The 18,177-nt window shown below is 64.4% G+C and carries 14 protein-coding genes and 1 pseudogene; 4 read left to right on the top strand and 11 right to left on the bottom strand.

The genetic code is table 11. The annotated features are described in order from the left end of the window. Positions 1-301, top strand: a pseudogene (locus M3A49_RS33745) (hypothetical protein); the annotation flags it as partial. A 105-nt stretch (positions 302-406) separates the two neighbouring features. On the opposite strand, the gene M3A49_RS33750 reads toward M3A49_RS33745, so the two are convergent. Further along, a complete protein-coding gene (locus M3A49_RS33750; protein WP_266232816.1) occupies positions 407-1,282 on the bottom strand; it encodes a DUF2092 domain-containing protein in 876 nt (291 codons plus the stop codon). Positions 1,283-1,572: 290 nt separating this feature from the next. Here M3A49_RS33750 and M3A49_RS33755 point away from each other — a divergent pair, with 290 nt between their 5' ends. From M3A49_RS33755 to M3A49_RS33765, 3 genes are read left to right on the top strand one after another with little or no spacing between them, the layout of a single operon-like run. After that, positions 1,573-3,012 (top strand): MFS transporter, encoded by a 1,440-nt coding sequence (locus tag M3A49_RS33755; protein ID WP_266232817.1) that lies wholly within the window; start codon positions 1,573-1,575, stop codon positions 3,010-3,012. Positions 3,013-3,036: 24 nt separating this feature from the next. After that, positions 3,037-4,233: a CaiB/BaiF CoA transferase family protein gene (locus M3A49_RS33760; RefSeq protein ID WP_266232818.1), complete on the top strand. Its 1,197-nt coding sequence runs from the start codon at positions 3,037-3,039 to the stop codon at positions 4,231-4,233. Positions 4,234-4,235: 2 nt separating this feature from the next. Continuing rightward, complete coding sequence (locus M3A49_RS33765) at positions 4,236-5,078, top strand: citryl-CoA lyase (protein ID WP_266232819.1); 843 nt, start codon at positions 4,236-4,238, stop codon at positions 5,076-5,078. Positions 5,079-5,152: 74 nt separating this feature from the next. Here the strand turns inward: M3A49_RS33765 and M3A49_RS33770 are convergent, their stop codons facing one another. From M3A49_RS33770 to M3A49_RS33815, 10 genes are all read right to left on the bottom strand, one after another. Further along, the gene (locus M3A49_RS33770; RefSeq protein ID WP_266232820.1) at positions 5,153-5,923 is read right to left on the bottom strand and encodes an IclR family transcriptional regulator; all 771 of its coding nucleotides are present in this window, start codon (positions 5,921-5,923) and stop codon (positions 5,153-5,155) included. Between the two features lie 122 nt (positions 5,924-6,045). Beyond that, complete coding sequence (locus tag M3A49_RS33775) at positions 6,046-7,053, bottom strand: substrate-binding domain-containing protein (protein WP_028207882.1); 1,008 nt, start codon at positions 7,051-7,053, stop codon at positions 6,046-6,048. A gap of 35 nt (positions 7,054-7,088) precedes the next feature. Continuing rightward, complete coding sequence (locus M3A49_RS33780; protein WP_266232821.1) at positions 7,089-8,186, bottom strand: ABC transporter ATP-binding protein; 1,098 nt, start codon at positions 8,184-8,186, stop codon at positions 7,089-7,091. Positions 8,187-8,195: 9 nt separating this feature from the next. Continuing rightward, positions 8,196-9,125, bottom strand: coding sequence for a carbohydrate ABC transporter permease (locus tag M3A49_RS33785; RefSeq protein ID WP_266232822.1), 930 nt, complete (start codon positions 9,123-9,125; stop codon positions 8,196-8,198). Next, positions 9,122-10,066, bottom strand: a complete 945-nt coding sequence (locus M3A49_RS33790) for a carbohydrate ABC transporter permease (protein ID WP_266232823.1) — start codon at positions 10,064-10,066, stop codon at positions 9,122-9,124. Before M3A49_RS33790 ends, M3A49_RS33785 begins: the two co-directional genes overlap by 4 nt. An 8-nt stretch (positions 10,067-10,074) precedes the next feature. Next, complete coding sequence (locus tag M3A49_RS33795; RefSeq protein ID WP_266232824.1) at positions 10,075-11,313, bottom strand: ABC transporter substrate-binding protein; 1,239 nt, start codon at positions 11,311-11,313, stop codon at positions 10,075-10,077. Positions 11,314-11,556: 243 nt separating this feature from the next. After that, positions 11,557-12,960 (bottom strand): GH1 family beta-glucosidase, encoded by a 1,404-nt coding sequence (locus M3A49_RS33800; RefSeq protein WP_266232825.1) that lies wholly within the window; start codon positions 12,958-12,960, stop codon positions 11,557-11,559. 208 nt (positions 12,961-13,168) lie between these two features. Next, positions 13,169-14,845, bottom strand: coding sequence for a SulP family inorganic anion transporter (locus M3A49_RS33805; protein WP_254352676.1), 1,677 nt, complete (start codon positions 14,843-14,845; stop codon positions 13,169-13,171). A 195-nt stretch (positions 14,846-15,040) separates the two neighbouring features. Continuing rightward, positions 15,041-16,765, bottom strand: a complete 1,725-nt coding sequence (locus tag M3A49_RS33810; protein ID WP_254352677.1) for a SpoVR family protein — start codon at positions 16,763-16,765, stop codon at positions 15,041-15,043. Further along, positions 16,762-18,030, bottom strand: a complete 1,269-nt coding sequence (locus M3A49_RS33815) for a YeaH/YhbH family protein (RefSeq protein WP_028207874.1) — start codon at positions 18,028-18,030, stop codon at positions 16,762-16,764. Before M3A49_RS33815 ends, M3A49_RS33810 begins: the two co-directional genes overlap by 4 nt. Between the last annotated feature and the right edge of the window lie 147 nt (positions 18,031-18,177).

An 18,177-nucleotide genomic window follows, 5' to 3' on the forward strand; every position in this document is an offset into this window, starting at 1 on the left:
GGGATTGACGCGTGCTTCAGTGAGCAGCTACCGCGTTGGCCGCACCTTGCCGGACGATCTGGCGTGCGCGCGCATCGCTGATGCGATTGGGTGCGATCCCATGGAAATCATTGCCGCCATCAACTACCAGCGCGCCAAGAACGACGAGGCGCGGGCGCTTTGGGAGGGCATTTGGGGAAAAGTGGTGGGGGCTATCGCGCTGAGCTTGCCAGCGTCAAAGGCTGGCTCGTCGGTGGCCCCCTCCTCCAAGGGTGGTAAGGCCGGACCGCGTGATGATCGCGGTTCTTTTATCTTATGTTAAATAGGATAAATCCGCGGGGAGCGCCATCTGGCAAGTCTTCCCGCCCGTTGCCACCCTGGTCCCCATAGCCCGAAATCAACGAGACCGGTTGCTTGCGCCGCTCTTTCACTGAGCCTCCTCGAACGAAGGCCGCGCGGCAGCCGGCTCCAGTTCGATTCGCTTCGCACCGGGTGTCGGATGCAACGCGAATGTCGATGCGACGAACGACGGCGCCAGATTCCAGTGGTATGTCACTTCATGGCGCGGCCTCGAGGCCTGGGTCGTGTCGGTAACGACCAAATGGCACGGCAGCGGCCGCCGTCCCTGCTCGATCCACATTTCCCAGTCGGCGCCACGCTGCTGAAACGCGTAATGCGTGCACCAGCGCGTATCGAGTTTCTCGACGCCGAGCGCCTGCGCCGCCGTGATCGCCGTGTTGTCGTCCTTGCCGTTGCCCCAATAGAAAAGCTCCGCGAGCGGCGCTTCGATACGCCAAGTATTCGCGAGTTCGCGCACGAGGCCATCTAGCGTCGGCGCCGCGTCATTGCGCGTGTAATAGCCTTTCTTTTCGTTGAAGGTCATGAACTCGCGGCCGTCATAGATCAGTCCGCGCACGTTGCCGTTGCCCGTGATGTCGGCGCGCAAACGGTCGGGCCGCTTGACCTTGAGCATCGTATGGCGCAGCAGCGCGGCGTTCTGGCCGTTGTCGAGCACGACGTCGGTCGACGTGTCCGCATCGACCTCGAACTTGCGCAACGTGCGCAGATAAGCGCCCATGGCATTGAGCGCGTCGAGCGCCTGCTGATCAACGGCTGGCTGCGCCGTGTTTGGGGCGGCGGCTCGCTCGTCGTTGTCGAGGTCGGTGAGCGGCGATGGCACATTCGATTGCGCCTGCGTGTACTCCCCGCTTTCCGGATGCGCACAGCCGGAGAGCGCGATAGCGGCGCAGAGCGACAAGGCGAGCTTGGCAGGAACGGCTCCGGAAAAGACTTTCTTCTTCAAGACGTCTCCTGACTGAGCATCCGTATAAAACGACGGGCTTGTAGCACACGGCATGCCCAACAGGCCGCTCACGGACGGCGAACCACGCGGCACAGCGACCGCAGACCGCCGGTCAGGCTGACGAGGATGAGGCCCTATGTAACGCGTACGCCGCCCCCTGCGTGCGGCTCCCACTCAGTAAAAGCCCTGGTCGGTTGGCTCAGCGCCTCGCAGTATCATCGAGCCATATTTTTAGAACGGTGTTCTGTTAGATAGAACACACACGCAAACGAAGCGTTCAGGAGAGTCCGATGTCCAGCTTGCCAATCGGAGCGACGCGCGCGTCGCTCCGGGACCATGCCGCCGCGCCCATCAGTGCGGCCGAGATCAACGCACGCATTGACCGCCTGCCGGCCACGCGCGCCATCTGGACGCTCGTACTTCTGCTTTCGCTGGGCGGCTGGTTCGAGTTCTACGATCTGTTCTTCACGGCCTATGTCGGGCCGGGCCTCGTGAAAAGCGGCCTCTACTCGACCACCACGGTTTCGTTCTTCGGCTTCTCGGGTCTCGGCGCATTCGTGGCGGCATCGTTCGCGGGACTCTTCATCGGCACGTTCTGCCTGACCGGCCTCGCCGACCGCTATGGCCGCCGCACCCTGTTCACCGCGTCACTGCTTTGGTATTCGGTGGCGACCTGCATCATGGCGCTGCAAACGAGCGCGCCCGGCATCAACCTGTGGCGCCTCATCGCGGGCATTGGCGTGGGAGTCGAACTCGTTACCATCGACACCTACGTGAGCGAACTCGTGCCCAAGCACATGCGCGGCCGCGCGTTCGCGTTCGTGCACCTGGTACAGTACACGGCCGTGCCGGCTGTCGCGTTGCTCGCGTGGTGGTTCGTGCCGCGCGCACCGCTCGGCTTCGACGGCTGGCGCTGGGTCGTGATGTTCGGCGCGTTCGGCGCGCTCATTGCCTGGGCGATCCGCCGCCGCGTGCCCGAGAGCGCGCGCTGGCTCGCCCAGCGCGGCCGCACCGAGGAAGCCGCGAGCATTCTCGCGAGGCTCGAAGCGAAGATCGAGGCGCAGCACGGGCGTTTGCTGCCCGCGCCTGTCGAGGAATCGGCCAGCCCACAAACGCTTCCCAAGGCGCGCTTCGCCGAGATCTGGCAGCCGCCTTACCGCCGCCGCACGATCACGCTGCTCGTGTTCAATCTGTTTCAGGCCATTGGCTTCTATGGCTTCGCCTCGTGGGTGCCGACGCTGCTCGTTTCCAAGGGCGTCACGGTCACGCACAGCCTGCTCTACTCGTTCGTGATCGCCGCGTCGAATCCGTTCGGTCCGCTGCTCGGCATGGCGATTGCCGACCGCATCGAGCGCAAGACGCTCGTCGTGCTCTCCGCGCTCGCCATCGCCGTCTGCGGCACCCTGTTCGCCATGCAGACGTCGGCCGCGATGCTCATGTTCCTCGGTGTGCTCATCACGCTTGGCGGCACACTGCTCTCGGTCGGCTATCACGCGTACCAGGTCGAGCTGTTCCCCACTCGCATGCGCGCCACGGCAGTGGGTTTCGTTTATTCGATGTCGCGCCTCTCCGCGACGTTCTCGGGCTTCATGATCGCGTTCGCGCTGCGCCACTTCGGTGTGCCAGGCGTTTTCGCGCTGATCACCAGCGCGATGATCGTGGTGATGGCGGCCATCGGCATCTTTGGGCCGCGCACGAAAAATCGCGCGCTCGACGACATCTCCCGCTAATTTTTTCAATACGAGGCGGTAACCATGCTCCCGTTAGCCGGCGTGCGCGTCCTGGATCTGTCGAATGTGCTCGCGGGTCCGTTCTGCGCCTATCAACTCGCGCTCTTCGGCGCCGAAGTCACCAAGGTCGAGCATCCTGAAGGCGGCGACCTTGCGCGGCGCCTCGGGGCCGACAAGGACGCCGCGGCGCGCAATATGGGCGCGTCGTTCGTGGCCGTGAATGCGGGCAAGCGCTCGATCACGCTGAACCTGAAAGACCCGCGCGGCAAAGCCATCTTGCTCGATCTGGTGGGCCATGCCGACGTGCTCGTCGAGAACTTCCGGCCCGGCGTGATGGACCGCCTCGAACTCGGCTACGATCAGTTATCCAAAGTGAATCCGGCGCTGGTCTACTGTGCCATCTCTGGTTTCGGCGACGAAGGCGAGCTGTCGCGCCGCCCTGCGTACGACCAGATCATTCAGGGCATGTCCGGCGTGATGAGCGTGACGGGCGACGCGCACAGCGCGCCGCTGCGCGTGGGCTATCCCGTCTCCGATACGGTGGGCGGCCTCACCGCTGCGTTCGGGATTTGCGCGGCGCTCGTCGACGCGCGCGCGAGCGGCCGCGGGCGGCGCCTCGACGTTTCGATGCTCGAAGCCACGCTCGCGACCATGGGCTGGGTCGTGTCGAATTATCTGAACGCCGGGGTCGAGCCCGCACCGATGGGCAACGAGAATTTTACGGCCGCACCCTCGGGCACGTTCCGCACCGGTGCGGGCCTGCTCAATATCGCCGCAAACGAAACGCGCCAGTTCGAAAGCCTGTGCGAGGTGATCGGCCGCCCCGACCTGCCGCGCGACGAGCGTTTTGCCGCGCGCCATTCGCGCAAGCAGTATCGCGAAGCGCTCAAGGCCGAGATCGAAACGGCGCTCGCCGCAGACAGCGCAGCCAACTGGGAAACACGCCTGCTCGAGCGCGGCGTGCCCGTGGGCCGCGTGCTCTCGGTGCCCGAAATCCTCGCGCATCCGCATCTCGCCGAACGGCGCTTCATTCGCCAGTTCGAACCGGCACAGGGCGAAGCCGCGCAACGCGTGACGCGCGCGGGCCTGCGGCTCGCCGATGCCGACGCCGCACCCGCCACGCCCGCCCCGACGCTCGGCGCCCACACGCGCGAAACGCTCGCACAACTCGGCTACGAAGCCGCCCGAATCGACGCCCTCCACCATGACGGAGTGATCTGACCATGCCGACGACGAACACGACCACGCCCGATCTCGCCGCCCTTTGCGCCGACTACTGGAGCACCTCGATCATCGACATCCATCCGGGCTCCATCAAGGTGCGCGGCTATCCGATCCAGGAGCTGATCGGCAACGTGAGTTTCCCGCAGATGATCTGGCTGATGCTGCGCGGCGAGCTGCCCGGCGACGAAGAGGCCACGCTGCTCGAAGCGGCGCTCGTGGCCTCGGTCGATCACGGGCCACACGCGCCTTCGATCGCGATCTCGCGCATGGCCACGAGCTGCGGCTTGCCGATCAACGGCGCAATGGCCTCGGCGCTCAACGCACTCGACGACGTGCACGGCGGCGCTGGCCAGCAGGCGGTCGAACTCTATGCCGACATCGCCGCGCGCGTCGTGGCGGGCGCCTCATTCGAAGCCGCGGTCGAAGCCGGCGTGGACGAATTCATCGCCGTGCACGGCAAGTATCTGCCGGGCTTCGGCCATCGCTTTCATCCGGTCGATCCGCGCGCCGGACGGCTGCTCGCACTCGTCGATGCACGTGTGGCGTCCGGCACGATCAAGGGCCGCTATGCCGCGATCGCGCGCGGCATCGAAGCCTTGCTGAAAAAGCGCAAGGACCGGCCCGTGCCGATGAACATCGACGGCGTAACAGCCGTTATCTACGCCGAACTGGGCTTTGCGCCCGAACTGGCGCGCGGCGTGTTCTGCCTCGCGCGCGCGGTGGGCATCCTCGCGCATGCGTGGGAGCAGCGCGGGCGCGGCGAGCGTAACAAGGGGCCCATGCCGCGCCAGATTCCGTATGCGTATACCGGCGCGCCGGAGCGACATCTGGAGCAGTCCTGATCAACGCGCCGTGAAAGCGACCGCGTGCAAACGGCGCCTTGCGCCTGCAGGGTTTGCGCTAGCCGCGCGTGGCTTCAGGCGTCCTGGCGTGCGCGCTCAGCGTGCGCACGTTGGGCGGCGCGCAGCGCGCGCGAGTCGCCGCCGAGCGTGTCGGTAGCACGTATCGCGCAATCGAACAGCGCGTCGAGATGGCGCTCGACGAACGCCCCGTCGATGCGCGAACTCGGCCCCGCGAGCGTGAGCACGCCGCGCAAGGTATCGTGAACGCCGAACACGGGCATGGAAACGCCGGCGGTCTCGCGGTCGCGCTCACCGATCGAGATGCAGTAGAAGTCCTGGCGAATGCTCTCGAACGGCTCGCCCGGCTCGCCGCCGAATGCCAGCAGCGCGCGCCCGCCTGATCCGCTTTCGAGCGGCAGCACGTCGCCCTCGCGCACATGGTGGCGCACCACGTGATGGGAATCGACGCGATGCAGGCACACGCGCACCGCGTTGTCCCGCACGTAGAACGAAACGCTCTCCCCGCTCGCGGCGGCCAGATCGCGCATGAGCGGCAGCAGAATGTCGCCCATGTTGAGGCTGCGCTGATAGAGCGCGCCCAGCGCGAACGTGGCAGGGCCGAGCTGGTAGCGGCCGTCGTCGAGGCGCAGCAGCAGGCGATGCTGAATCAGCGCGCCGGCCAGCCGCAGCAACGTGCTTTTATAAAGCCCCGTGCGCGCCGCGAGTTCGGCGAGCGTGAGCGCGCTGTCTCCGGGTCGAAACGCGAACAGGATGGCACACGCGCGGTCGATGACCGCGACGCCTTCTTCTTTCTTGACCGTACCAGCCGGGTCTTGCGCGGGCATGAATGGAAAACGTGGGGATTGGGAATGCGTTCGATTTTACGCGACTTGCCGCCTCCCGGGTGCCGCTCCCCACCCCTCTCCATCGCCTCCACCACTGTTGCTCGATGCACGCCACGCGCGCGTTACTTCGCCCGCACCACCGAATCGCGCATCGTCACGCTCACGGGGAACGTGCGCTCGATCGGCCACTGCGTGCCGTAGCACTGGTTGATGAGCCAGCGCACCGCATTGCGCGTGAGCTCCGCGGTGGGAATGTGTACCGAGGTCAACGCCGGCGCCATGTAGGCCGCCGAATAATCGTCGTCGTAGCCGATGACCGAAACGTCGTGGGGCACGCGCAATCCTGCCTGCTGCAGGCGCGCGAGCGCACTCATGGCCATCGTGTCGTTCGCGCAGAACAGCCCGGTGAAGCGGTGTTTGCGTTCGAGAAGCGCCCCGGCCGCCACATAGCCGCCTTCGGGCGAGAAGTCCGAGACGATATGCGGCACGGTCCGGCGCTCGATGCCGTGACGCGCCAGCTCGGCGAAAAATCCATGCAGACGCGCCGCATTATCCGATGACGTGGACGGCCCGCCGATCACCGCAAGCTCGCGATGGCCGTGCTCGATGAGCGTGCGGGCAGCCATCTCGCCGCCGTGGAAGTGATCGGCGCAAAACGATGCTTCGGGTAACTGATCGAATGAGCGGTTCAGGAAGGCCATGCGCGGGTGCATGGCGTGCAGCATCTGCAGGTCGTCGTCGTACAGATCGTGGCTGATGACGACCACGCCGTCGCAATCGCGGCCAATCAGGAAGCGCACGGCCTCGATGGCCTGCTCGCGCGGCGAGGCTTCGCCGCAACCGGTGGCCACCACCACGTGGCGCCGCACGGCGCGCAGTTGCGTGTCGGTCTCCTTCAGGATAGTGCCGTAGTACGAGCCGAAAAACGTCGGTACGAAGATACCGATGATGCCGAGCGACTTCGTGGCCATCGCCCGGCCGATGGATGAAGGCCGGAAATTGAGCTGCTCGATCGCAGCCTGCACGCGCGCGGCCGCCTCCGCCGACACCGGACCGTTGCCCGATATCGCCCGCGAAGCCGTCGAAAGGCCCACGCCGGCCAGCGCCGCCACGTCTTTCAGGGTCGCCACGTTCCTGGTCTCTCTGTCTTTGTCGGTTGTGTGCATCAAATTCGTGCGCCGCTTTCTTCGTCGAACAGCGAAACATGCGCACTGTCGATGGAGAACGGCATCGCCGCCCCGCTCGCCAGCGGCGTCTTGTCCTGATCGATCGACGCGATCTGCCCGCCCTCATGCTCGATCCACAGGACACGATGATTGCCCATGGGCTCCACGAGCGTCAAGCGCCCTTCCCACGCCGCCTCGCGCGGGCGCACTGCACCGCCTGCGCGCACGTCTTCCGGACGCACGCCGATCACGCAGGGGCGCGTCGGATCCGGCGTGCCCTTGAACGCGTATGCCGAAACATCCACGTCGAGGCCGGGCCCGCGAAAGCGCAGCCGGCCTTCGTCGGCTTCGAGCCTGCCGCGCAGCAGGTTCATCGGCGGCGCGCCGAGGAAGGTCGCGACGAACAGGTTCTCGGGGCGCGCGTAGACTTCGGCCGGCGTGCCGAACTGCTGGATCGCCCCGCCCTTCATCACCGCCATGCGCGTGGCGAGCGTCATCGCCTCGACCTGGTCGTGCGTCACGTAGATCATCGTCGCGCCGAGTTGCTGGTGCAACTGCTTGAGCTCGCGGCGCAATTCGGTGCGCAGCTTGGCGTCGAGATTCGAGAGCGGCTCGTCGAACAGGAACACGTCCGCCTCGCGCACGAGTGCGCGCCCGATCGCCACGCGCTGGCGCTGGCCGCCTGAGAGCTGCGCGGGTTTGCGCGATAGCAGCGGCCCGAGCTGCAGCATGTCGGCGGCGCGCTTCACGCGGCGGTCGATCTCCGCCTTCGGCGTGCCATTGATACGGAGTGCGAATGAGAGATTGCGCTCCACGTTCATGGTCGGATAGAGCGCGTACGACTGGAACACGAGCGCCACGCCCCGATCCTTCGGGTCGGCCCATGTCATGTCCTCGCCGCCGATCTCGATGCTGCCGTCGGTCACGTCGACGAGGCCCGCGATGCTGTGCAGCAAGGTGGATTTGCCGCAGCCCGAAGGGCCGAGCAGCACGACGAACTCGCCTGCGCGCACATCGAGATCGAGTTCGTCGATCACCGTGTTCGCGCCGAGGTCGATGCGCAGATTGCGTACGGAAACGTTCGTGAGATTGCCCATGCCCTGCTCCTAGCCTTTCACCGCGCCCGAGGCGATGCCGCGCACGAACCAGCGCCCCGAAATGAAGTAGATCGCGAGCGGCACGGCCGACGTGAGGATCGTCGCGGCCATGTTGACGTTATAGATACGCTCGCCGGTCGTCGTGTTGATGATGTTGTTCAGTTGCACCGTCATCGGCAGGTTTTTCGTGCCCGCAAACACGAGGCCGAGAATGTAGTCGTTCCAGATGCCGGTGACCTGCATGATGATCGCCACGACAATGATCGGCACCGACATCGGCAGCATGAGCTGCACGAAGATGCGCCAGAACCCGCCGCCGTCGATGCGCGCGGCCTTGAACAGCTCCTCCGGCAAGGACGCATAGTAGTTGCGGAACAGGAGCGTCATGACCGGCATGCCGAAGATCGTGTGAATCACGACGATGCCCGGCAGCGAACTGAACAGGTGCGCGAAGGCCAGCACGCGCACGAGCGGGTACACCATCACCTGCACGGGAATGAAGGCGCCCGCGAGCAGAATGCCGAACAGCACGCCCGCCCCGCGCGGCCGCCAGAACGACAGCGCGTAGCCATTCACGGCGCCCACGGCGATCGAGAAGACCGTGCTCGGCACGACGATGCGCACCGAGTTCCAGAAGCCCACGCGAATGCCGCCGCAGTCGAGGCCCGTGCACGCGGAAGCCCACGCGTCGCGCCACGGCGCGAGCGTGAGATGCACCGGCAGCGCGAGCAGATGGCCGAGGCGGATCTCGGTCATCGGCTTGACCGATGTCACCAGCATCACATAGAGCGGCAGCAGGAAGAACAGCGCCGCCGTGAACAGAAACGCATAGACGCCGAGCCGCGCGGGCGTGACGCGGCTGCGCGGCTTGCGCCGCTTTTGCGCCGCACGCGCTCGAGCAGGCGCAGGGCGCAGCGAATCGGCCAAAGGCGTGCTCATGCCCGGTCTCCCTTGAGCGCCGCGCGGCTGCGCGCGTAGAAGAATGGTGCAAGAATCGCGAGCACGGTGGCGAGCAGCACGATCGACGCTGCCGAAGCGAGCCCGATGTTCGCGCGATTGAACAGGTAATCCATGATGAATTTCGCGGGCACCTCGCTCGCCGTGCCGGGGCCGCCCTGAGTCATTGCGACCACGGCGTCGTAGAGCTTCACGACCATCACAAAGAGCAGCACGAATGCCGTGGAAAGCGAGGTCTTGAGCATCGGTACGACGATGCTCGCGTACACGCGCCAGCGCGGGATGCCGTCGAGGCGCGCGGCCTTCCATATTTCGTCGTCGATGCCGCGCAGGCCCGCGAGCATGAGCGCCATCACGAGGCCCGAGGCCTGCCACACGGTGGCGATCACGAGCGTGTAGATCGCAAAGCGCTGCGTGACGATCCAGTCAAAGCGCGCGTGCTCGAATCCCATGTGCCGCAGCACCGCCTGCACGCCGAGTTCGGGGTTGAGGATCCACTGCCAGACGAGGCCCGTTGCGACGAACGACATCGCATAGGGATAGAGAAACACCGTGCGCAGCGCGCCTTCCGCCACGACGCGCTGATCGATGAAGATCGCGAGCAGCAGCCCGATCACGAGGCACGCCGCGATGAAGCACGCGCCGTAGATCACGAGATTCTGCAGCGACAGGATCCAGCGGTCGTTCTGGAAGAGCCGCACGTACTGCGTCACGCCCGCGAAGGTATTGGTGGGCAGCGAGCGCGAGAAGCTGAGCGAGACGCGCGCTGTCCACAGCATGGTGCCGAGATACGCGAACAGGACCGTCGCCGCCATCGGCGCGAGCGCGATCCAGGCGGCGAGCGAGAGCCGCCGCCGCGCGGGGCGCGCGCTGCGCGCTTGCCCCGCCTGGCGTTTGGCCGGGTGCAGCTTGGCGGCGTACATGGCTGCGCTCAGCTCTGGATTGCCGTGGCGAAGGCCTTCTGCGCGTCTTCGGCCGACTGGCTCTTGTTCCAGAAGTTCGTGATGACGTCCTGGAGCGCGCCCTGGACATCAGGCGGAATCAGCATTTCCGGATTCGGCAGTTGCCGCGACTTGTCCTTCATGATCGCCATGCCCTCCTTCGCGCAGATGTCGAAGCCCGAGGTGTCCACGTCCGGGCGAATCGGAATCGAACCCTTCTTCTGGTTGAACACGACCTGCGCGGCAGGCGACGTCATCACCGTGGCGAGCAGTTGCTGCGCCTTGACCTGCTCGGGATTGTCGGTCTTCGGGAACACGAACACGTCGCCTGCGATCATGTACGGCGACTTCGGGAAACCGGGGAAGCATCCGAAATCCTTGCCCGCCACCTGGTTCGCGGCCGAAAACTCGCCCTTGGCCCAGTCGCCCATGATCTGCATGCCCGCCTTGCCGGAAATCACGAGCGCCGTGGCGTCGTTCCAGTTGCGGCCCGGCGAGCCCGGATCCACGTAATTATGCAACCGCTTGAAGGTCGTGAGCACGTTGCGGAACGCAGGCGAATTCACGGCGTTCGCATCGCGGTCGCGGTAGACCTTCATGTAGAGATCGCGGTCCATGTCGGCGAAGATGGCGTCGAAGGTGATCTTCTCCTGCCATGCCTGACCGCCCAGCGCGAGCGGAATCAGGCCGGCCACCTTGAGCTTGTCGAGATCGGCGAAGAGTTCGTCGAAATTCTGCGGTTCGCTCTTGATCCCGGCCTTGGCGAACGCGGGCTTCGAATAGAAGAACCAGTCCTGCATGTGGATGTTCACGGGCGCGGCATAGTAGTGCCCTTTGACCTTGATGGCCGTGAGAATCGACTCAGGGAAGATGCCGCTCCAGTTCTCCTTCGTTGCGACCGCATCGACATTATTCAGGAGTCCCTGGTCGATGAGATCGTGAAACTGCTTGGACGTATTGAACTGCGCTGCGGTGGGCGGATCCCCGCCCACGATGCGGTTGATCGCCGTTGCACGCGCCTGATCCCCGCCGGCGATCGCGTTGTCGACCCACTTCCCACCCGCCTGATCGTAGGCAAGCGCAAACTGCTTGATCGCGGCCGACTCGCCGCCCGACGTCCACCAGTGAATCACGTTGGCTTTGAGCGGCTCCGCGGCGTGGGCCGCGAGCGCGCCGGCCAGCGCGAGAGCGGCGACGATGCCGCGCAGAACGGGTACGTTGTGCTTCATTGCGTCTCCTGTCGATCCGGAGTTGGCGCTTCAGCTGTCGCCTGGCGTCAGTGCCTTGGGCACCGGCGTCGGGCCCATGCAGGGCTCCGGTTGCTCCGGGTTGGTCTGCAAAAGCTTTTGGGTTGGAAGTTTTGCGGCCACGGCGCATCGTACGGCATGCCCGAGCGTCGCATGCCCTGCCGTGGTTGTCACGCTAGTTGTTGCCCTTGCTCGGTAACCCTGTCAAGCGCCCGCGAAGTGCCGTCAAGCGCCGTCAAGCGCACGCCGCTGCGCGATGAAATGCGCGATGAGTTCCGCGCTGCGCTTGGGCGTGCGAACCTGCGTGTCGTAATCGACATGCACGACGCCAAAGCGCCGCTCATAGCCGAACGCCCATTCGAAGTTGTCGAGCAGCGACCAGACGAAATAGCCGCGCACGTCCACACCGGCCTTGATCGCGGCGTCCACGGCGGCGAGATGGCGTTTGAGGAACGAGATGCGCTGCGTGTCGTTCACCGCGCCGTCGCTCACGCGGTCGTCCGAAGCCATGCCGTTCTCGGTGATGTAGATCGGCGGCAGGTTCTCGTAGTTGCGGCCGAAACCGATCAGCAGGTCGCGCAGACCGTCGGGGTGAACCTCCCAACCCATCTGCGTGCGCTCGACGTCCTTCAGCGGCACTTCGACGAAGCCGTGCGCACCGTCGCTCTTCACGTTGGTGCGGAAATAGTAGTTGATGCCGAGAAAATCGAGCGGCGCCGAGATCGTCTTCATGTCGCCTTCGAGCACGAGCGGCTCGGTGCCCGGCCACAGCTCGAAGAGTTCGTCGGGATACGCGCCCTTGAGCAGCGGATCGAGAATCCACGCGTTGTGCTGCACCTCGAAGCGGCGCGCGGCGCGCACATCCTCAGGCGACGAGGAGTCGGGCGTGCCGCGCCCCACGTTGGCCACGATGCCCTTGGTCGAGCCCGGATCGTTCGCGTGCAGCACGCCGGTGGCGAGGCCGTGGCCGAGCAGCAGATGATGCATGGCCTGGGTGGCGTAGCGGCCGTTCGCGAGGCCCGGCGCATGATGGCCGTTGCCGTAGCCGAGGTACGCCGAGCACCACGGTTCGTTGAGCGTCATCCATGCGTCGACGAGGCCGGCCAGTTCGCGGCTCATGAGGTCCGCGTAGTCGGCGAAGCGGTATGCGGTGTCGCGATTGAGCCAGCCGCCGCGATCTTCAAGGTGCTGCGGCAGGTCCCAGTGGTAGAGCGTGGCGAAGGTGCGCACGCCCTTCTCCCGCAGGCGCTCCAGCAAACGCTTGTAGAAGGCGATGCCTTTGGCATTGGGCCGTCCCGCCTCGTCCATCACACGCGGCCACGCGATCGAAAAGCGATAGGCCTCGAAGTTCAGGCTCTCGAGCAGATCGAGATCGGCCTCCCAGCGGTGATAGTGGTCGCAGGCCACAGCGCCCGTGTCGCCCGCGAGCACCTTGCCCGGCGTGGCGCTGAAGGTGTCCCAGATCGACGGCAGGCGGCCGTCCTCGTGGATCGCGCCTTCGATCTGATACGAAGCCGTGGCCGCGCCCAGGAGGAAGTCGCTGCGCCACAGTGCGGAGCTGGCGGGCGGAGTGAACGGATCGTCGGCAACGGTGGCGGCGGAATGCGGCAATGCGGTGTCCTGAGTCACGAAGCCTCCTGCGCGGGAATCACCGGCGCATGCGTTCTGGGCAGCCGGATCGGGTTGGAGTGGAAGCGCTTCCACAGCGCTTGAGGCGCACAATAACAGCGGCGAATTCCGGCCGGCAATCGGGGTTTCTCTGGACGTTTTTATGTAGCTGCTTCACATGTTTTTTGCACTACACGGCTTTCTGGCTTGTAGCATGGCTACACGAGCGTCACGCATCCGAGCGCGACTCCAGCTCGGGGCGCACCGCCGCGAGCGCTTCGTGCAGGGTCGGGAAGATGTTCGCACGGCCCACCACGGCCGTGATGCCATGCCGATCCATGTCTGAAAGCAGATAGCGATTCACACGCCCGAAAATCACCTTTACGCCGCGCTCCGCGAGTTCCGAGCAAAGGTCGATCACGGCGCGCCCCGCGGAATAATCGAGATCGGTAATCGCCCCCGCATCGACGACCACGCAATGCACGGGCGACGGCGCCCCATCGATCAGCGCGCGCAGTTCGTCGATGAACAAGTGGTCGTTCGCATAGAACAGGTCCGCACCGAACCGATAGACGATCAGCCCCGGCGCCGTGAGCTGGCCCGCTTGCGCGGGTTCGGGCAGCCAGTGCCCCTCCTCGTTCGGCACGAGCACCATGGTGTGCGGCCGGTAGCTATGGCGCACGTGGCGCAGCAACGACAGGCCAATTGCGATGAGGATGCCGTTCTCCACGCCGATCACGACAACCGCGAGGGCCGTCGTCACCGCAAGCCTGAATTCGCCGGGACTTTCGCGGCGAATATCGATCAACTGGCGAATGTTGACAAGTCCCACGGCAATCGTGAAGACGATCGCGGCCAGCACGCAATGCGGCAGGTATTGCAGCAAGCGGCTGAAGAACAACAGCACCACGAGTACGACGCCTGCAAACACGAGCTGCGCGAACTGGCTGCGCGCGCCGGCCTGGTCGGCCATGGCGGTCTGCGTGAGGCTGCCGTTCACGACAAAAGCGCCGCTCATCGAAGCCGCCGCATTGGCCGCCGCGAGGCCGAGAAGATTGGTGTCCTCGTCGGTGCGCTCGCCATAGCGCTCGGCAAACGCGCGGCTCGTGGCGGCGCTCTGCGCGACGATGATGACGAAGCACGACGCCGCCACCTGCAGCAGATCGATCATCTGGAACCAGCCCACCGCGGGAAAGCTCAGGCGCGGCAAGCCGCCCTGCACCGCCCCGATTACGGAAATGCCGTGGCCCGCGAAGTTCAGGATGGCGCTCGCAGCGATGCTCCCCGCCACGGCGACGAGCGGCACCGGCCAGCGCGGCCGGAACGTCTTGAAGACCAGGATCGCCGCTACGACGACCACGGCGATGGCAAGCGTCGGCCAGTGAATCATGCCCAGTTGCGTGACGATCTGCTTCATCTGCAGGACCGTGCGGCGTGAATTCACAGTAATGCCAAGCATGTCGCCGAGCATCGCCACGCCCACCTGCACGCCCACGCCCGTGAGAAAACCTGCGAGGACGGTGCGCGAGAGAAAGTCTGCGAGAAAGCCGAGACGAAACAGGCGTGCGATCAACAACATCACGGCCGTGAGCAAGGCGGTCATGCCCGCGAGCGCGACATACTCGGCGCTCGAAGGCGTCGCCATGGTCGTGAGACGGCTCGCGAAAATGGTGGCCGTGGCGGAATCGGCGGCGACCACGAGATGACGCGACGCGCCAAAGAGCGCGAACGCAACGAGCGGCAGAAAGCCCGTGTACAGACCGGTTACGGCAGGCATGCCCGCGATGCGCGCGTAGCCAAGCAGTTGCGGCACGTTCATCGAGGCAAGTTGCACGCCGGCGAGCGCATCGCGCAATGCAGACGTGCGAGACAGCGGCCGCACACCGCGAAACAGTTCAAACGCCATTACGCCATCCTTTCGAAATCCGCCTCCAGGTGCGGTGTTTTTTAGCTGCGGGTTCACTGGCGCAGTATGTTAGCGCGCGTGGGCGTTCCGGTACGTGCCCGATTGCAACGTCGTTGCACGCGCATCAATGAAAGAGGCCAGCCCGCAGGCTGGCCTCATGACTTATGCGCTCAATCGCGTCACGCAGCGAGTTGGCTATACCCGAATCGGCGGCGGCATATAACGGCATTCGTAGCGTTTTCGGACCGTGCCGTTTTCGTCCACGCTTTCGAGGAACACGTCGAACTGCCAGAGGCGCGCCATGTGGCGCAGCACTTCGTCGGTATCGCCCGTAAGGTGACGGTTGTCGCTCATGAAGTGACGCAGCGTCAGGCTGCGATCGCCGCGCGTGTTCACCGACCACACCTGGATATTCGGCTCGCGGTGATGCATGTCGTACTGACGCGAGAGCGCCTGGCGCACGTACTGGTAGCCGCTTTCGTCGTGGATGGCCGAGACTTCGAGCGCGTCGCGCATATCATCGTCGAGCACCGAGAAGAGCCGCATTTCGCGGATCAGATGCGGCGAAAGGTATTGCGCCACGAAGCTCTCATCCTTGAAATTGCGCATGGCGTAGTGCAGCGCCTTGAGCCATGGACTGCCGGCCAGCTCGGGGAACCACTTGCGGTCCTCCTCCGTGGGGTTCTCGCAGATGCGGCGAATGTCGCTCATCATCGAAAAGCCGAGCGCATACGGATTGATGCCGCTGTAATACGGCTTCGTCACTGGCGGCTGATAGATCACGTTGCTGTGCGAATGCAGGAACTCCATCATGAAGCCGTCTTCGAGCTTGCCCTGCGTATAAAGCGTGTTGAGCAGCGTGTAATGCCAGAACGTGGCCCAGCCTTCGTTCATGACCTGGGTTTGCCGCTGCGGATAGAAGTACTGCCCGATCTTGCGCACGATGCGTATGACTTCGCGCTCCCACGGTTCGAGCAGCGGCGAGTTCTTTTCGGCGAAATACAGCAGGTTTTCCTGCGGCTCCGGCGGAAAACGCTCGTCGATCTCCTCGGCAACGGGCATTTGCTGCTTGGGCAGCGTGCGCCACAGCTCATTGACCTGGGACTGCAGATAAGCCTCGCGTTCCCGGCGCAATGCGGCCTCGCGTTCGAGCGACAGCTTTTGCGGCCGTTTGTAGCGGTCCACACCGTAATTCATGAGCGCGTGGCACGAGTCGAGCAACTCTTCCACGCGGTCGAGACCAAAACGCTCCTCGCATTCGGCGATGTAATTCTTCGCATAGACGAGGTAGTCGATGATGGCGTGCGCGTCCGTCCAGAGACGGAACAGATAGTTGCCCTTGAAGAACGAGTTGTGCCCGTATGCGGCATGCGCGATCACGAGCGCCTGCATCGTCATGGTGTTCTCTTCCATGAGATACGCAATGCAGGGGTTGGAGTTGATGACGATCTCGTAGGCAAGACCCATCTGGCCGCGGCGATAGCTCTTTTCGGTAGAGAGAAAGTGCTTGCCGAACGACCAGTGGCGATAGTTCACCGGCATGCCAACGGACGCATAAGCGTCCATCATCTGCTCGGCGCTGATCAATTCGAGCTGGATCGGATAAACGTCCAGTTCGTATTGCTCTGCAACATGCGAGATATGAGTGTCGTACTCCTCGATGAGTTCGAAGGTCCAGTCGGAGGGGCACGGCAACGGCCGTTTGTCGGCTACGTTCATTTGCACTTCCCTTTGCTGGGCGAGCCCATGCTCCTTGTGGCGAGCAGCCCCGGCGGCGTGTCCGGGCGCTTCGGCGTCTTCGTGGTGGCCGCGCTTGCGCCCGTCACCGTGTTCGCCATGATGCCCTTTTTCGTGGCCGCTCGTCTTCCGGCGCTCCGGCTGGTAGCCGCGCGCCTCATTGTGCAGGTGGCGTGTCGTCATGAGTGTTCCACCTGCTTTTCGAAAAGCTCCCGGAACACCGGGTAGATGTCCGCCGCGGTGTCGACTTTCTTCATCGCCAGATGCGGTTCGGTGAGTGCGAGCTGCGCGTATTCGAGCCAGAGGTTCTGCTCCTCCGGCGTCACCTGAATATACGCAAAATAGCGCACCTGAGTCAGTATGTCATCCGCGAGAATCTTGCGGCATTTGGGTGAATCGTCAGTCCAATTGTCGCCGTCCGAAGCCTGTGCGCCGTAGATGTTCCAGTCGCTTGGCGAATAACGGTCCTCGATCACTTTTTTCATCAGCTCCAGCGCGCTCGACACGACCGTGCCGCCGCTTTCGGTGGAATGAAAGAAGGTGTCCTCGTCCACTTCCTCGGCGCGCGTGTGATGGCGAATGAAGACCACCTCGATCTTTTCGTAATTGCGCTTGAGGAACAGATACAGGAGGATGAAGAAGCGCTTGGACAAGTCCTTGCGCTGCTCGTCCATCGAGCCCGATACGTCCATGAGGCAGAACATCACGGCCTGGCTCGACGGTTGCGGCTGCTTCACGCGATTCACGTAACGCAGATCGAACGGGTCGATGAATGGAATGCGCCAGATGCGCCCGCGCAGGTGATGAATCTGCTCTTCGAGCAACGCGATCTCTTGACGCCGGTCGGCCGGGTCGGCCTTGAGCGCTTCGAGTTGCTCCTCGAGTTCGTGCAGTTCGTTGACGAGCGGCGCACCGAGCGCGATGCGCCTGCCGAGCGCACTGCGCAGCGATCTCACGACGTCGATGTTGTTCGGCGTGCCCTCGGCAGCCCAGCCCGCGCGGATGCTCTTCCACGTAGGCACGGCCATGAGATGGGTTTTGACGAGGCGCGGCAGTTCGAGGTCGTCGAAGAAGTACTGCATGAATTCTTCGCGGGAGAGTTCGAACACGAAGTCGTCCTGACCTTCGCCCTCGTTGCTCGCCTGGCTGCCGCCACCGCCGCCGCCGCCCTGTGGCCGCGGAATGCGGTCGCCGCGAATGTAGTCCTCGTTGCCTGGGTGAACCATTTCGCGCTTGCCGCCAGGGCCGTGCCGGAACGACGGCTCCGCGATGTCCTTGCGCGGAATGGTGATGCTCTGGTTGCTCTGTATGTCCTTGATGCTGCGGTCACGCACCGCTTCCGAAACGGCGTGACGAATATAGTTCTTCACGCGGCGCAAAAAACGCTCGCGATTAGCAATACTCTTGTTCTTTCCGGCTAGCCTGCGGTCGATGATTTGATGAAGCACATTCAGTCTCCCGCTCCAGTTGCGAATGGGCGAGGTGCGCAGTGTTCATTGCCGCGTCTGCCATCGTGCGTGCCGCGTTCACCCGCTCATGGCCACGCCGCCTGCGCCCCGCCGGGGGTCCTTTTGCGCCGCCGCAAACCTGCGGCA

The sequence above is a fragment of the Paraburkholderia sp. CNPSo 3076 genome, from assembly GCF_026343935.1.
Lineage (GTDB): Bacteria > Pseudomonadota > Gammaproteobacteria > Burkholderiales > Burkholderiaceae > Paraburkholderia > Paraburkholderia nodosa.

Bases quoted from the DNA above. Each gene is read 5' to 3' on its own strand.
- M3A49_RS33760 (WP_266232818.1), top strand. From the start codon at position 3,037: ATGCTCCCGTTAGCCGGCGTGCGCGTCCTGGATCTGTCGAATGTGCTC.
- M3A49_RS33790 (WP_266232823.1), bottom strand. From the start codon at position 10,066: ATGTACGCCGCCAAGCTGCACCCGGCCAAACGCCAGGCGGGGCAAGCG.
- M3A49_RS33810 (WP_254352677.1), bottom strand. From the start codon at position 16,765: ATGACGACACGCCACCTGCACAATGAGGCGCGCGGCTACCAGCCGGAG.
- M3A49_RS33755 (WP_266232817.1), top strand. From the start codon at position 1,573: ATGTCCAGCTTGCCAATCGGAGCGACGCGCGCGTCGCTCCGGGACCAT.
- M3A49_RS33785 (WP_266232822.1), bottom strand. From the start codon at position 9,125: ATGAGCACGCCTTTGGCCGATTCGCTGCGCCCTGCGCCTGCTCGAGCG.
- M3A49_RS33795 (WP_266232824.1), bottom strand. From the start codon at position 11,313: ATGAAGCACAACGTACCCGTTCTGCGCGGCATCGTCGCCGCTCTCGCG.
- M3A49_RS33805 (WP_254352676.1), bottom strand. From the start codon at position 14,845: ATGGCGTTTGAACTGTTTCGCGGTGTGCGGCCGCTGTCTCGCACGTCT.
- M3A49_RS33765 (WP_266232819.1), top strand. From the start codon at position 4,236: ATGCCGACGACGAACACGACCACGCCCGATCTCGCCGCCCTTTGCGCC.
- M3A49_RS33770 (WP_266232820.1), bottom strand. From the start codon at position 5,923: ATGCCCGCGCAAGACCCGGCTGGTACGGTCAAGAAAGAAGAAGGCGTC.
- M3A49_RS33780 (WP_266232821.1), bottom strand. From the start codon at position 8,186: ATGGGCAATCTCACGAACGTTTCCGTACGCAATCTGCGCATCGACCTC.